Raw genomic sequence first — 14,806 nt, 5'->3', positions numbered from 1 at the left:
ATGATCGCGTGGATCCGCCGCGTGCTGCCCGTTGCCGTGCTCCTTTGCGGGACGGGCGCGTTGTCGGCGCCCACCGCGCAAGCGGACAACAGGGGGCTCAACAACGCCGTCATCTCCGGCGTCTACACCCTCCAGCACCAGGCGGGCTGCACGAACGACGTCATCAGGAACAACGCGCTGACGCTGGCCGCCGAATGGCACGCCGATGACATGATGAACAGCCGAAACATCAACGGCGACATCGGATCCGACGGATCAAGTCCGCAGGACCGCGCCAACGCCGCCGGCTTCCAGGGCAAGGCCGCCGAGACGGTGGCGATCAACCCGGCGATCTCGATCAGCAGCCTCGAGCTGATCAACCAGTGGTACTACAACCCCGACGACATGGCGATCATCCGCGACTGCGCCAACACCGCGATCGGGGTGTGGTCGGACAACAGCCCGGACCGCACCGTCGTGGTGGCGGTCTACGGACAGCCGGCCCCGCGTGCTCGCTGAGGCGGCATTAGTCGTACTTGGGCCGCCACATCGTGTCGTGGACGGCTTGCCGGACATCGTCGTGGGTCTTGGTGGCCACGCCGTCGTCGACGGCGGCGTGATAGACGGCCTCGGCGACCGCCGCCGAGATCTCGCGCAAGTTCCGCACGTCCGGCAACAGCGAATCCCCGGGAGCCGTCGGGCTGGCCTGCCGCACAATGGCTTTCGCCGCGGCTTGCAGCATGCCCCGGGTGACCAGGCTGGCTCGGGCGACCACGATGCCCAGTCCGATTCCCGGGAACACCAGCACGTTGTTGGCCTGGCCGATGGTATAGGTGGTGCCGTCGTATTCGACGGGGGCAACCGGAGTGCCGGTGGTGATCAGGGCGCGGCCGTTGGACCACTCCAACAGGTCGGCCGGCATGGCCTCCATGCGTGAGGTCGGGTTGGATAGCGGGAAGATCATCGGGTGGTCGCAGGACGCCGTCATCGCCTCGACGACCTCTTGGGTGAACGCGCCGAACACCGCCGAGGAGCCCAACAGGATGGTGGGGGACGCCAGCTTGATCGCGTCCACCAATCCCACCCGATCCCCGGCCGCCACGCCCAGCCGGTGGCGGTTCTTCGCGTAGGGCACCTGGAAATCGCGCAGGTCGTCCATGTCGTCGAAGAGCAGGCCCTGCTTGTCGATCGGCCAGATTTGTGAGGCGGCCTGTTCGGCGGTGGCGCCGTCGGCGACCATGGCGTCGCGAATCTGGTCGGCGACGCCGATCCCGGCGGTGCCGGCTCCGAAGACGATCGTTCTCTGGTCGCGCAACGGAACTCCGGTGACGTGGCATCCGCCGTACACGGCGGCGACCACCACGGCGCCGGTTCCCTGAACGTCGTCGTTGAACACGCAGTACTCGTCGCCGTAGGTCTGCAGAATCTTGCGCGCGTTGAGCGGCCCGAAGTCTTCGAAATGCAGGATTGCGTGCGGAAATAGCCGGTGGGCGGTCTCGATGTAGCGCCTGATGAAAGCGTCGTACTCCTCACCGCGGCGCCGGGCGTGGCGGTTGCCCAGATAGAACGGGTCTTGGAGCAGCTGTTCGTTATCGGTGCCGACGTCGAGTGACACCGCGAGGCAACGGCGGGGATCGATGCCTCCGCCGGCGGTGTAGAGCGCCAACTTGCCCACGGCGATTTGGATTCCGCCCACACCCCAGTCGCCGATGCCCAGGATCGCCTCGGCGTCGGTGCAGACGATGAGGTCGACATCGTCGGGTCCGAGTCCGAAAGTCTCGAAGGCGTCGGCGATCTCGTCCGGCTCGTCGATGCTCAGGAAAAGTCCTCGCTGCCCACGGTATTCATCGGAGAAGCGTTGTATGGCCTCACCGACGGTGGGCGTGTACACCACCGGCATCAGTTCGGGCAAATGGTCTTCCAGCACTTTGAAGTACAGCAGTTCGTGGCGGTAGTGCAGCTGCTCGAGAAGCAGATTGCGGCCCAGATCCGTAGCGAGGCTTTGCAGCTGATGCCACACGCGATCGGCCTGCTCGTCGAGCGTGAGCACCGCCGACGGAAGCCGGCCGGTCAGTCCCAGCTTGTGCCGCTGCTCGTGGGTGAACCCCACGCCGCGGTTGAGACTCGGCGCGGCCAGTGCCGCCGGGATCCGCGGCGTCCGGGGATCGCTCATCGCAAGCTCCGTCCGATGACTTGGCCCATGAAGTCACCGTAGCGCCGATCTCAAGGAACTCAGTGAACGCACCCTGAAGAGCTTTTGAAGGGGACGCGCACGGCCCGGCCGGGCGGTCGCGGGACGGCTATCGACCGGACATGGACTCGGCCGCGACCGGGTAGGCGCGTCCGTAGTTGGCCGCGACGTCGCAGGCGCACAGCGGTGCGCCGTCCTGCAGCCAGCTCCGTAGCGGGGTGCCGCGCTTGCGCATCAGATGCTGCACGTAGACCTTGTCGCGCTGCTGGCGGGAGAACACCAAGTCCAGATTGACGGGTAACCCCGCCCAATCGACTTGGTCACGCGCCGACGCCTGGTCACGGGTGTCACCTGCAGCGCCACGCCGCCGGCCGCACCGCAACGGGCAGGCGGCGTTGACGGCGTCCCCGTCGGGCCCACCATGCTCCCGAGCCACGTGTACGCCCCTCTCACGAGTGCGCAATCAAGTCGTAAGCCGAATGGTGCGGCAAAGATGTTTCAGCAGTAGGTGTGGTGGCGTTTCCGCCGTATTACGCGTTTCCCCGCACGCAACAGGGGCTTAGTAGACGTCGCGGTGGTAGCGCTTGTCGGCGCTCAGCGACTGGACGTACGCTTTCGCGGCGTCCGGGTCGAGGTTGCCGTGTTCGGCGGCGATTTCGCAGAGCGCGCGATCGACGTCCTTGGCCATGGGGTCGGCGCTACCGCAGACGTACAGTTGTGCGCCGTCCTGCAGCCAGCGCCACAGCTGGGTGCCGCGTTTGCGCATCAGGTGCTGCACGTAGACCTTGTCGCGCTGATCGCGGGAGAACGCTAGGTCCAGTTCGGTGAGCAACCCGTCGGCATGCATCTGCTCGATCTCGTCGCGGTAGTAATAGTCGGTGGCGGCGTGCTGTTCGCCGAAGAACAGCCAGTTGGGGCCGGTGTGGCCGAGCGCGCGACGCTCCTGCAGGAAACCGCGGAAGGGTGCGATCCCGGTGCCCGGACCGATCATGATCATCGGCGTGTCTGGATCGCTGGGGGGCCGGAAATTGCTCGACGGCCGCACATAGACGGCGACGCGGTCGCCGGGGGAGCGGTCGGCGAGGTACGTCGAGCACACCCCACGGCGTGGGACGCCACGGAAGTTGTACCGCACGGGCGACACTGTCAGGTGAACTTCCCCCGGGCTTTCTTTGGGGCTCGACGAAATCGAATACAGCCGCGGCTGAAGCGGTTTGAGCACGCTCAGCCACTCGTCGACCGGCGCGGTGACCGGCAGCTGAGCCAGCAGGTCAACCGACTGACGGCCCCACGTCCAATCGGACAGTGTGCGCTTATTTTCCGGCTTCATCAGCTCGGCCAGTTCGGCGGCGCCGTCTCGGTTGCCGCTGCGTCGTTGCACGAACCGGAGCAGGTCCGGGCTGATCTGGGCGATCTCGAACCGCTCGGTGAGCGCCGAACGCAATGACATCAGCCCGTGTTCGCCGACTTCTACCGGGGTCTCGGCGCCCAGGCCGGTGACCGACAACCACTCGTCGACCAGCCGGTCGCTGTTGCGGGGCCACACCCCGAGCGCGTCGCCAGCCTCGTAGCCGGCCGCATCCTCGGGCAGATGAAACACCAACTGCCGTACGTCCTTTGCCGACTTCGGCCGACTGAGCTTGATATTGCGTGCCATGCCGGTGATCAGCGGACGCTTTTTGGTGTACGTGTGCGTTTCGGCCCGGTTGGCCGGGCGGGGCGGCGCCGCAAGCGCGGAGGGGGCTGCCGGTGGCGGCGCGCTGCCGTCGCGCCCGACCGGCGCCGGTGTGCGCGTCAGCTCCTGGATGACCTCGCTCAACCACTTCGCCGCGGCGTCTTCGTAGTCGGGTTCGCAGTCGACGCGGTCGACGATGCGGGCGGCTCCCAGCTCGGCGAGACGCTCGTCGAGTTTGCGTCCGTGACCGCAGAAATCGTCGTAGCTGGAGTCGCCGAGCGCGAGGACCGCGTAGCGGGTGTCGGCCAATTGTGGTGCGCTGCCGGACGTTAGCGCCCGCCACAGGCCGGCGCCGTTGTCCGGTGGCTCGCCGTCACCGGTGGTGCTGGTGATCAGCAACAGTTCCCGCGTCGTGGGTAGCTCTGCCGCCGGGAAGTCGTCCATGCCGTGCAACGCGACCGACAATCCGGCCTCACCCAATTGCGCGGCGACGTCGGCGGCGAGCTCTTCGGCGTTTCCGGTTTGCGAGGCCCACAACACCGCGATCGGTGCCCGTTCGGGTTCCGGTTTGGCGTCGGCCGTTTCGTTCGCTGTTTCTTTGACCTCCTCGACGGCCGGCACGGGCGTTGACTGGGGTGCCTCGGCGCGTGCGAAGAGCCCCGCGAGCAGCCCGTCGACCCACAGCCGGGTGTTGGGATCGAGGGGGGCGCTCTGGGGCAGGGTGGGCACCCCGGCGGTGCGGCGACCGGGTTCTGAACGCAGCCCGGTGATCAGTCCCGCGAGGTAGGAGCGGCCGAGCGGGCCGAACTGCGGCACCGGTTCGTTCCCGATGCCGAGCAGTTCGGCCAGGGCATCGACCTTGGCGGGGTTGATCGCCTCCGCTTCGTGGCGGCCGACCGCGGTTGTCGAATCGGGTTTGGCGACGGCGACTTTCGTCACGGTGACCGCGCACGCCTTGAATTCCGGTTGGTGCGAGATCGGGTCGACAGCGTCGTTGGTGACGGCGTTGATCGACAGGTATTCGCCGAAAACGTCGTTCCAGTGGAAGGGCGCAAAGCAGTTGCCCGGCCGCACCCGGTCGGTGACGACGGCGGGGAGCACGGCTCGGCCACGGCGGGAGGCGATTTCGACGGGGTCGTCGTCGGAGATCTGCAGCCGGGCGGCGTCGTCCGGGTGGATTTCGACGAACGGTCCGGGGTTGAGCTTGTTGAGCTTGGCGACCTTGCCGGTCTTGGTCATGGTGTGCCATTGGTGCGGCAGGCGCCCGGTGTTGAGCAGGAACGGGAAGTCGTCGTCGGGCATTTCCTCGGGCGGCAGGTGCGGACGGGCGAAGAACACCGCACGGCCGCTCGCGGTGGGGAAGGCCAACCGCGGCGCGCTGCCGTCGTCACGGACCAATCGAGTCTGGCTGACACCGTCATTCAGGTAGCGGATCGGGTTGCGGTCGCTGGTGCCCTCGGGCGGGCACGGCCACTGCAGCGGTGTCTGCCGCAACCGGTCGTAGCTGACGCCGCGCAGGTCATACCCCGTCGCGGGGTTCCAGAACCTCTTGATCTCCTCGAAGACGTCCTCCGCGGAGTCGTAGCTGAACGACTCCGAAAAGCCCATTTCGCAAGCGATCCGGGCGATGATCTGCCAGTCGGGCAGCGCCTGGCCCGGCGCCTTAACGGCGGGCTGGAACAGGGTCAGGTTGCGTTCGGAATTGACCATCACCCCTTCGGACTCCGTCCACAGGGCGGCCGGCAGCAACACATCGGCGTACTCGTTGGTCTCGGTCTCCAGGAACGCGTCCTGGCTGATCACCAGCTCCGCGCTTTCCAGGCCCGCCAGGACCGTCTTCCGGTTCGCCACGGAGGCAATGGGATTGGTGCAGATGATCCAGCACGCCTTGATCTTGCCGTCGGCCATGCGGGAGAACATGTCGATGGTGCCGGTGCCGACCTCGGTGCGCAGCGAGCCGCGGGGAATACCCCATTGGTCTTCGACGAAATCGCGATCGTCGGCCGACGTCGCCGACCGCTGGCCCGGCAAACCCGGTCCCATGTAACCCATTTCGCGGCCGCCCATCGCGTTGGGCTGCCCGGTAAGCGAAAAGGGGCCGCTGCCGAGCTTGCAGATCGCGCCGGTGGCCAGGTGTAGGTTGCAGATCGCGTTGGTGTTCCAGGTGCCGTGGGTGCTCTGATTGAGTCCCATTGTCCAGCAGCTTATCCAGTTCGTCGCCTCGCCGATCCAGCGGGCCGCCGTGTGGATGTCTTCGACCGGGATGCCGGTAATTTCGCTGACCGTGTCGGGGGTGTATTGCTCGACGAAACTCGGCATCACCTCCCATCCTTCGGTGAATTCGGAGATGAATTCGGTGTCGACATGCCCGTTCTTGACGATCAGGTGCAGCAGCCCGTTGAGCAGTGCGAGATCGGATCCGGGGGCGATCTGCAGGAAGAGGTCGGCCTTCTCCGCGGTCGCGGTGCGGCGCGGGTCGACCACGATGAGTTTGGCGCCGGCCTTGACGCGATCCATCATGCGCAGGAAGAGGATCGGGTGGCAGTCGGCCATATTGGCGCCGATGACGAAGAAGACATCGGTATGGTCGAAGTCCTGGTACGAGCCGGGCGGTCCGTCCGCACCCAGGGACAGCTTGTAGCCAGAACCCGCACTGGCCATGCACAGTCGCGAGTTCGACTCGATCTGGCTGGTGCCGATGAACCCTTTGGTCAGCTTGTTCGCCAAGTACTGAGCCTCGAGGGACATCTGGCCCGACACGTACATGGCGAAGGCGTCCGGGCCATGTTGGTCGATGATCGCCCGTAACCGGTTTGCGCACTGGGCGATCGCCTTGTCCATGTCGATCGGCTCGAGGGGTTCGCCGCGGTCGGACCGCAGGTGCGCCGATTCCATCCGCCCGGGTGCGGCCAGCAGGTCCGCTGTGGTTGCACCCTTGGTGCACAGCCGGCCGAAGTTGGCCGGATGTTCTTTGTTCCCAACCGACTTGACGACGTGACGACGGTCGCTCTGGGGGCCGGTTGTGACTTGCAACACCATGCCGCAGCCCACGCCGCAATAGGCGCACATGGTATTCACGGCCTCCTGGCCGGACGCCATGGACTCGCGAGCCACGCTTACGTCCCTCCCTCGAGTGCGCATGGGTTTGCGCTGAATCGTGCGACAAGGATGTTTCGGCACCGGGCATCCGGTGTTTCCCACGTTTTACGGCTTCCTCTCACCCGGCCTGATGCGACCGTGAAGTGTTGCGGGAAGCCGCGATCGTCCCAGGTCAGTGCGGTCATCGTCGACCAGCCGACCTCGCACCAGATTACCGGCGCCGCCCCCCGCTCCGCCGCCACGAGCTGGGGCTCCGACGAAACCGACGGGACATTCACAGTCTTCGCTAAGCTCACGGTGTGCGTCGTCGGCTGATCGCGATCCTGCTAATCCTGCTGGCCGCTGGATGCGGGTCGCAGCGGCCGGCTCCGCAATCGACGCCACTGGACAAATGCAAGGACTCCGACGGCCCGACGCCCGGCACCGTGCGGCGGGCCATCGCCTCGGTTCCCGTCGCGGTCCCCGATACGACCTGGGTCGAAATCGCCCGGGGACATGCCAAGAAGTGCCGTTTATATTGGGTTCAGATCATCCCGACCATCGCCAGCGAGTCAACGCCCCAGCAGTTGCTGTTCTTCGACCACAACATTTTCCTGGGCACACCCACCCCGAACCCGAAGCCCTACATAACCGTGTTGCCGCCGTCCGACGACACGATCACGGTTCAGTATCAATGGCAGGTGGGCAACGATCAGCCGTGCTGTCCCACCGGCCGCGGCACGGTGAAGTTCCAAATCGGATCGGACGGCAAGCTGCAGGCGCTCGGCAAGATCCCGCATCAGTAGCCTTACGCCCCCGCCGAGGTTCCCGCGTCGATCGATGGCAGCGGTCCTGAAATGAACTTGCGCATAAGCTTTTCGGCGAACCGGCGATGCGTGGTGTTCTGCGAGGCGGCAAACAGCCACCGGCCGTCGGTTCGGACTGCGACGCTGGTGTTCACCCTGGCATTGCGTCGATTGCTTCGCCGTATCCCCTTCGCGACGGCGCCTTTCGCGTGAATCAGCGCCACGTCGGGCGTCAAGAATCGCAGCTGGGTGATCTCGAAATCCAGGCGCGATCCCTTGAGGAGTTTTTTGAACAGCGAAACATAAGATGCCGCAATCGCTTCGCGGCCTTTGTAGTGACTGCCCAGGAAAGTGACGTAGTCCGCGTCGGTGGTGAATACGCTGGCGTAGGCCTCGGGATCCCCCGCGGCCCACGCCATAACCTGGCGATCAACCAGTTCGCGGATGGCATCTTCGTCGGCGCGCCGGTCATTGTTCATCACCACATCGCTCCCGCCAGTTGGCACTAATTCAACGCTACGGCCGATCCCAGTTCGACCGTGGCTCCTCGCCCGGGCACGTGCGTGACGCCGCGCCGTCGCACCGGTTCCGGCCGCCCGTCGGTGGGCCGCACCGCGCAGCTGCCGAACAGCGTGGCGAGCACGATGCGCATCTCGTATTCGGCGAAAGCCGCACCCAGGCAACGCCGGACGCCACCGCCGAACGGAATCCAGGTATAGGCCCCGGCTCGCCGCTCGAGGAAACGCTCCGGCCGGAATCGCTTTGGGTCGGGGTAGACATCGGGTCGCCGGTGCATCAGGTAGATCGATGGCACGACACTCACCCCGGCCGGCAATCGGACGCCGCCGATGTCCATCGACGCTTTGAGGCACCGGACGACCAGTGACAGCACCGGCCGCAGCCGCAGCGTCTCCCTGACCACCGCGTCGCAGAATTCGTGTTCGCCCGCATGGATTTCCTCGGTCAACCGGGCCTGGTGCTCGGGATGACGGACCAGCCGCTCGACCGCCCATGCGAGCGCGGTCGCGGTCGTTTCGTGCCCGGCCACCAGCAGGGTCATCAGCTCGTCGCGGATCTCGACATCACTCATCGGCTCGCCGTCTTGGTGGCGGGCCTGCAACAAAATGGAGAGCACGTCGACGCGCTCGTCGAGGTCGGCCCGGCGTCCTTCCGGGAAAGCCGAGGCGCGCAAAGGCATCATGCCCGACTAGCCTACACAGAAAATAAGAGATTCATAAGGTCTCCGCTTAGAATTTCCTTAACAGTGATCCGCGCGCCGCGAGGCCGGCCGGCGTACGCACCGGCGGCTCTGCAATCACGTTGGTAGCACTGAGGATATCGCCACGGTCTCCAGTGAATTGGTTCAAAGGTTTTCGGGATGCAGCATCTCGGCGAAACGCAGCGGCTCCGGGATGCCGAACCCGTCGACCAGCGTCTCGGCATGCGGGCGCAGCGCTCGGCAACGATCGTTGATGCCCCGGGTGACGGCCTTGGCGCGATCGGTGGACAGGTAGCGGTGCTCGATATACCACGCCTTGTCGTCCTCGATCACCGACAGCGCGTACAGGTCGCAGACGACCCCCAGCAGCTTGCGGGCCTCCTCGTCCTCGCACGAGTCGATGCCGGCGACGAACGCTTCCAGCACGATCCGGTCGACGTGCGCGCTCGCCGCGTGCAGCACATGATCCTGGACCGCGTTGAACGCGTCAAATTCCGACATCTCCTTGGATTTGGCCTGCAGCCGGCGCGCGACGGACGACAGCAGGTACTCCTCGCGGTCCTCGAACATCTTGATCTGCGTGCCGCGGTTGAACAGGCTGCCCTCTTCCTCGCTGTCCTGCCGGGCGTCGACGATCGTTTGGATAATCGCCTCGGCCGCAGTGTGTTTGATGACGCGGTCGCCAACGGTGTTGGCCGCGAAGCGCACCCATTCGACCGGGCTCATGCTGCGGATGTCGTCGGCATAGGCCGTCAGCAGCTCCTTGGCCACCAACTGGGTCAGCACGTGGTTGTCGCCCTCGAACGTGGTGAACACGTCGGTGTCGCCGCGCAGCGCGATCAGCCGGTTCTCGGCCATGTAGCCGGCGCCGCCGCACGCCTCGCGGGCCTCCTGGATGGCCCGGGACGCGTGCCAGGTGTTGGCCGCCTTCAGCCCGGCGGCGCGCGCTTCCAGTTCGCGTTGCTCGTCGGCGTCGGGCTCGTCGGCGGTCTGGATGTCGTGGCACTTGCTCACCAGCTCGTTCTGGGCGAACTGCAGCGCGTATGACCTCGCGATCAACGGAAACAGTCGGCGCTGGTGCACCAGGTAATCCATGATCAGCACCTCGGTGTCCTCGTTAGGTGCGCTGAACTGCCTGCGCTGCAACGCGTATCGGGTGGCGATGTCCAGCGCGACGCGGGCGGCGGCGCCCGCGCTGCCGCCCACCGTGATGCGGCCGCGAACCAGTGTGCCCAACATGGTGAAGAACCGGCGGTTGGGGTTCTCGATCGGGGAACTGTACGTGCCGTCCGCGGCGACATCGCCGTACTTGTTCAGCAGGTTCACCCGCGGCACGCGGACGTGGTCGAACACGATGCGGCCGTTGTCGACGCCGGGCAGGCCGCCCTTGTATTCGCAGTCCGATGTCGTCACCCCCGGCAGGTCATTGCCGTCGGCGTCGCGGATCGGGACCAAAACGCAGTGCACGCCGTGGTTGACCGGCTCGCCGTCTTCGGTGGTGATCAGTTGCGCGAAAACCGCTGCCATGGTGGCGGTTTCGGCGGCACCGCCGATGTAGTCCTTGCGGGCCGTCGGGGTGGGGGAGTCGACGATGAACTCCTGCGTCGCCACGTCGTAGGTCGCGGTCGTCTCCAGCGACTGAACGTCGCTGCCGTGCCCCGTCTCGGTCATCGCGAAACAACCGCGCAACTCGAGGCTGATGATCTTCGTCACGTACGCCTTGTGGTGGCGCTCGGTGCCCAGGTTCTCGACGGCACCACCGAACAGGCCCCACTGGACTCCGGCCTTCACCATCAGCGACAGGTCCGACATCGCGAGCATCTCGATCATCGTGATCGCCGCACCGACGTCGCCGGTCCCGCCATGCTCCTTGCGGAAAGAGTCGGCGGCGGCACCGAACGCGGCCATGATCCTCATCTGCTCGGCCACCTTGGTGCGGGCGATCACCGTGTTCGGCGTGTAATGCGGGCGGAACAGCTCTTCGGTCAGCGTGGCCCGCATCCGGTTCTTCACGTCGCGCCAACGCCCGTCCAAGGCGTTGCGCAGATGTTCGGCTGTGCTGGTCGTGTCCAGAGCCATAACCCGACCGTATCCCGCCGCCCGGGCCTCGGTAAGGGAAAAACATGGCGATGCCAATTGCCGGACCGACCATGACTCGCACCGAGCGTGTACTCACTGCGAGAAAACGGCGATTTTTTCGCGCTGAGTGCACGTTCGACGCTGCCATGCGGGTTTGGGTGCCGCCGATCTGCCTGCCGCCACGTCAGGCTGTATATCTAGTCGTGTGATGCCCGCGCCGGCCCGCGCGCTTGCGCTGAGCCTCCTATGCCTCGCCTTGTCCCTGGCCGGATGCGCCCCGGCGCCCCCGCCGCGGCCGATGCTGACGTACCTCGGTCAGTCGCAGGTTTCGTTCGGCGCCACTTTCGACGGCACGGTCATCGGCGGCCTCTCGGGGATCAGCTATGACGCGGGCCGCCAGCTGTACTACGTCATCAGCGACGACCGCTCCGAGAGGAACCCGGCCCGGTTCTACACGGTTCGGATAGCGCTGTCCGACAAGGGAATTGACAACGTCACATTCACCGCAACGCATCCGCTGCTCGACGAGTCCGGTCGGCCGTTTAAGCCACTGACTCAGAACACCACGCCGCCGGTGGTTCCCCCCGACCCGGAGGGCATCGCCTTCGACCCCGGGCGGCAACGGCTGTATTGGTGCTCGGAAGGCGAGCGACTCACCGCGGGGCCGGTATTGCTGAACCCATGGGTCCGGGCCGCCGGGCTCGACGGTGCCTACCTGGGCCAGTTCAGCTTGCCGCCGAATCTGGCGATGTCCGCACAGCACACCGGGCCGCGCCGCAATAAGGCGCTGGAGGGGGTGGCACTGACGCCCGACGGCCAGTCGCTGTTCGCCGCGATGGAGGATCCCGGTTACAACGACGGACCAAAGAGCGACGACGGCCGCGCTGTGTTGACGCGGATCACCAAATTCGACGTGGCTACCGAGAAACCCACCGCCCAGTACGCGTATCCGATGGAGCCGCCCGCGCCGCCCGTCGACCTCAACGGGGTCCCGGATCTCGTCGCGCTGTCCGACACGACCTTCCTGGTGCTGGAACGGTCCTCTGCCATACCGCCGACCATCCGGATCTACCGCGCCGAGATCGGTGCGGCGACCGACGTGTCGGCGCTGCCGTCGATGAAAGGCGCCGCACTGACCCCCATGACCAAGACGCTGGCGGTCGATTTGTCGACAACGTCGCCGGTGGAGAACATCGAGGGCATCACGCTGGGACCGAAACTGCCCGACGGCCGCCAATCGGTGGTGCTGGTCAGCGACAACAACTTTTCACCGAGTCAGGTCACCCAGTTCTTGGTGTTCGCGATGTAGTGCTTGGGAAACGCGTTTCGCGTTTGGGCGGCCGCAGTCGATACAGGACGAACCCGGCCGCCACCGCGCCACAGACGACAAGCATGACCATGTCGAACACCCACCACCCCGAATAGTGGGTCCACATCTCGGCGTTGGCGGCCAGCGGGTCGATCCTGCGCAGATCGACGGTGGACGCCGATGCCGCGAAGCCCCACTGGGCCGGGACGAACCAGGAGATCTGCTGGGGGCCCCACTTGCTTACCAGCTGAACCAAACTGCCGTCGAACAGCAGCGACGCCAGGATCACCGGAACCACCAGCGGCAGGACTTCCCGCAGCCGGTTCCCCAGCGCGGAGAGCGCCAGCCCGACGATCGCCGAGACGATGGCCGTGGCGGCCACGCTCACGTAAAGCTCGACGGTCGCGTTGCGCAGCAAGACGGCGCCGTGCACCGGGCCGCCCTTGACGACGATGACGATGGCGAACAAGACGGCCGTCAGGATTGCCGCCGCCAGGCCGAAGACGATGACCTTGGCCGCCACGTAGGCCCACGCCGACAACCCGACGGCCTGCTCACGCCGGAAGGCGCGGCGCTCCTCGACGAGGACGCGGATGGTCAGCGCCGTGCCCACGATCACCGCGGCGATGTTGAACGCGGCCAGCAGCTCGATCGCTTCGTGCGGGTTGACGCTGCCGGGCTTGGGCCGATCGAGCCCCGAATCACCGGGAATCAGCAGGGCCAGCGCCGCCAGCACGAAGGGCAGGACCGCCAGGAACAGGAAATAAACGGGATCGGCGCCGAGCAGGCGAAGCTGGCGACGGGCCACCAACCCGATTTGCCGCTTGACGGGAAGCTCGGCGGGAAGCGGCCACGGTGCCGCGACCTCCGGTGGCGCCGGCGGAGCCGCTTCTTGTTGCCGGGCCACAAACGCGCGATGGGCGCCGTCGGGATCGGCGCTTACCCGCGCGAGGACGTTCGGCCAGTCGGCGGTGCCCATTGCGGACTCGATCTGCAGCGGCGTCCCGGCGAAAGCCACCGTGCCGGCCGAGGTGAGCGCCAATACCTGGTCGCACAGATTGAGGTTGCTCAGCGATGTCTGCGACGACATCGCCGCCACCACCACGCAGCCGATTTCGGCCTGGCGCCGCAGGATTGCCATCACGTGGTTTTGCTGCGCCGCATCCAGCCCGGCGCCCGGTTCGTCAACGACGAGCAGTGTCGGTCTGGTGATGAGTTCGATCGCCATCGACGCGCATCGGCGCACCTCGGGGGAGAGCTTGCCAATCCGGGTCGTGCGGTGCGGTGTCAGCGCGAGCTCTTCGAGCAGCTGGTCCACCACGCGGTGACGGTGCTGGGGCAAGGTGTCCGGTGGCAGGCGCAGTTCGGCGGCGTACCCCAGGGTCTGTTCGACGGTGAGCCGCGGGTGAACGCGCTCGTCGCGGTGCACTATCCCGATGCGGGCGCGCATGGACTCGGGCTCGGCGTACACGTCATGGCCGTCGACGGTCATTCGGCCGGCGGTCAGGCCCCTGGTGCCGGCGAGCAGCGCGAGCAGCGCCGAGTTGCGCGCCGCCGACGGTCCGACGACCGCGGTCAGGGTGCCCGGGCGCGCCGTGAACGAGATGTCCGTGAGCATCTCGCGCCCGTCGACCATAAGTCCCAGCCGGTAGGCGGTCACCCCGATCGTGCGCGCCCCGGGCTTGAGCGGTAATCGATAGGTGGAGCTGGCCTCCTCGGTGCTGAAAGAGGACCGCGGGGCCCGCAGCTTTCGCGTGATCATCCGCTCGATCAGACCCGGGCCACTGGGCTGCTCGGGCGGCGCTGTGGGTGGGACGGGCGGTGGCGTCGTCGGTCCCGGCCGGGCGGGTTGGGCAGGTCGCCCGGCCGCGGGCGGTTGGGGTGGGCCTACCCGCATCCGCTGGGTGGTCCGCTGCGTCGGGGGCTGCACGTTCGGACGATTGGGCCGGGCCGCGGCGGGAGGCGGTGGCGCGAACTGCGGCCGTTGCGGGGGCGGCGCGTGAACCGGGCGTTGAGCTGGACCGGCTGGGGGACCGATCTGGAAAACCAGCCGGGGGCCTCGCTGCGGATCACCGATCGTGATCGCCTGACCGCTGTGGATCTCGACCGCCGACAGCCGCGAGCCGTTGACGAACATGCCATGGGGGCCGCTGTCGATGGCCACCCACTGGGTACCGGTGAACCTCAGCACCACATCGGGGCGAGGCGCCGGGGCGGCGCCACCGGGCCGCTGCAGTGGGATGTCGAACCCCGGGCCGTAGCCCACCAGCACGTCGCGACCCGGGGCAAAGACGTACCTCGCCGATCCGACCCATGCGGTCAACGGCGGGGCTGGGAAGGCGGAAGCCTCGGGCCGCATCACCGCCACCTTTCGTCACCCGGTCAGACCGATTCGGTCCCGCCTTCAGACATCGATGTAAGTGTCTACCCGCTGGCGGTGGTCAATCCACCAGGGCGGGCGCCGATCACA

At 66.6% G+C, this 14,806-nt stretch carries 10 protein-coding genes; 3 read left to right on the top strand and 7 right to left on the bottom strand.

Annotated elements, in window-relative coordinates; translation table 11 throughout:
- Positions 1-498 (top strand): CAP domain-containing protein, encoded by a 498-nt coding sequence (locus K3U93_RS15465; RefSeq protein WP_083010429.1) that lies wholly within the window; start codon positions 1-3, stop codon positions 496-498.
- A 7-nt stretch (positions 499-505) separates the two neighbouring features.
- On the opposite strand, the gene K3U93_RS15460 is transcribed toward K3U93_RS15465, so the two are convergent.
- The 3 genes from K3U93_RS15460 to K3U93_RS15450 all read right to left on the bottom strand — a co-directional run bounded on the left by K3U93_RS15460 (position 506) and on the right by K3U93_RS15450 (position 6,944).
- Positions 506-2,152, bottom strand: coding sequence for an NAD-dependent malic enzyme (locus K3U93_RS15460; protein WP_083010430.1), 1,647 nt, complete (start codon positions 2,150-2,152; stop codon positions 506-508).
- Positions 2,153-2,279: 127 nt separating this feature from the next.
- Complete coding sequence (locus tag K3U93_RS15455; RefSeq protein ID WP_083010431.1) at positions 2,280-2,606, bottom strand: hypothetical protein; 327 nt, start codon at positions 2,604-2,606, stop codon at positions 2,280-2,282.
- A 123-nt stretch (positions 2,607-2,729) separates the two neighbouring features.
- Positions 2,730-6,944: a bifunctional nitrate reductase/sulfite reductase flavoprotein subunit alpha gene (locus K3U93_RS15450; protein ID WP_083010432.1), complete on the bottom strand. Its 4,215-nt coding sequence runs from the start codon at positions 6,942-6,944 to the stop codon at positions 2,730-2,732.
- Between the two features lie 299 nt (positions 6,945-7,243).
- Here K3U93_RS15450 and K3U93_RS15445 point away from each other — a divergent pair, with 299 nt between their 5' ends.
- Positions 7,244-7,729, top strand: a complete 486-nt coding sequence (locus K3U93_RS15445) for an LppP/LprE family lipoprotein (protein ID WP_230981302.1) — start codon at positions 7,244-7,246, stop codon at positions 7,727-7,729.
- 2 nt (positions 7,730-7,731) lie between these two features.
- Here K3U93_RS15445 and K3U93_RS15440 read toward each other — a convergent pair whose 3' ends face one another.
- The 3 genes from K3U93_RS15440 to K3U93_RS15430 form a co-directional block, all read right to left on the bottom strand.
- Entirely contained in the window at positions 7,732-8,211 is a 480-nt protein-coding gene (locus K3U93_RS15440; protein WP_139796926.1) for an SgcJ/EcaC family oxidoreductase, read from the bottom strand.
- A gap of 23 nt (positions 8,212-8,234) precedes the next feature.
- Complete coding sequence (locus K3U93_RS15435) at positions 8,235-8,930, bottom strand: cytochrome P450 (RefSeq protein WP_083010434.1); 696 nt, start codon at positions 8,928-8,930, stop codon at positions 8,235-8,237.
- Positions 8,931-9,092: 162 nt separating this feature from the next.
- Positions 9,093-11,027, bottom strand: coding sequence for an acyl-CoA dehydrogenase family protein (locus K3U93_RS15430; protein ID WP_083010435.1), 1,935 nt, complete (start codon positions 11,025-11,027; stop codon positions 9,093-9,095).
- A gap of 205 nt (positions 11,028-11,232) precedes the next feature.
- Here K3U93_RS15430 and K3U93_RS15425 point away from each other — a divergent pair, with 205 nt between their 5' ends.
- Positions 11,233-12,336 (top strand): esterase-like activity of phytase family protein, encoded by a 1,104-nt coding sequence (locus tag K3U93_RS15425; RefSeq protein WP_420915356.1) that lies wholly within the window; start codon positions 11,233-11,235, stop codon positions 12,334-12,336.
- Here K3U93_RS15425 and K3U93_RS15420 read toward each other — a convergent pair.
- Positions 12,308-14,695 (bottom strand): ATP-binding cassette domain-containing protein, encoded by a 2,388-nt coding sequence (locus K3U93_RS15420; RefSeq protein WP_083010481.1) that lies wholly within the window; start codon positions 14,693-14,695, stop codon positions 12,308-12,310. The two genes, K3U93_RS15425 and K3U93_RS15420, sit on opposite strands and share 29 nt — an antisense overlap.
- Positions 14,696-14,806 lie beyond the last annotated feature (111 nt).

It is taken from the genome of Mycobacterium malmoense, assembly GCF_019645855.1.
Lineage (GTDB): Bacteria > Actinomycetota > Actinomycetes > Mycobacteriales > Mycobacteriaceae > Mycobacterium > Mycobacterium malmoense.
The sequence above is the reverse complement of the archived record's forward strand: the minus strand, read 5'-3'. Positions and strand labels throughout refer to the sequence as shown.

Excerpts from the sequence above, each read along its gene's own strand:
- K3U93_RS15465 (WP_083010429.1), top strand. The coding sequence starts at position 1 with ATGATCGCGTGGATCCGCCGCGTGCTGCCCGTTGCCGTGCTCCTTTGC.
- K3U93_RS15460 (WP_083010430.1), bottom strand. The coding sequence starts at position 2,152 with ATGAGCGATCCCCGGACGCCGCGGATCCCGGCGGCACTGGCCGCGCCG.
- K3U93_RS15450 (WP_083010432.1), bottom strand. The coding sequence starts at position 6,944 with ATGGCGTCCGGCCAGGAGGCCGTGAATACCATGTGCGCCTATTGCGGC.
- K3U93_RS15435 (WP_083010434.1), bottom strand. The coding sequence starts at position 8,930 with ATGATGCCTTTGCGCGCCTCGGCTTTCCCGGAAGGACGCCGGGCCGAC.
- K3U93_RS15430 (WP_083010435.1), bottom strand. The coding sequence starts at position 11,027 with ATGGCTCTGGACACGACCAGCACAGCCGAACATCTGCGCAACGCCTTG.
- K3U93_RS15420 (WP_083010481.1), bottom strand. The coding sequence starts at position 14,695 with ATGCGGCCCGAGGCTTCCGCCTTCCCAGCCCCGCCGTTGACCGCATGG.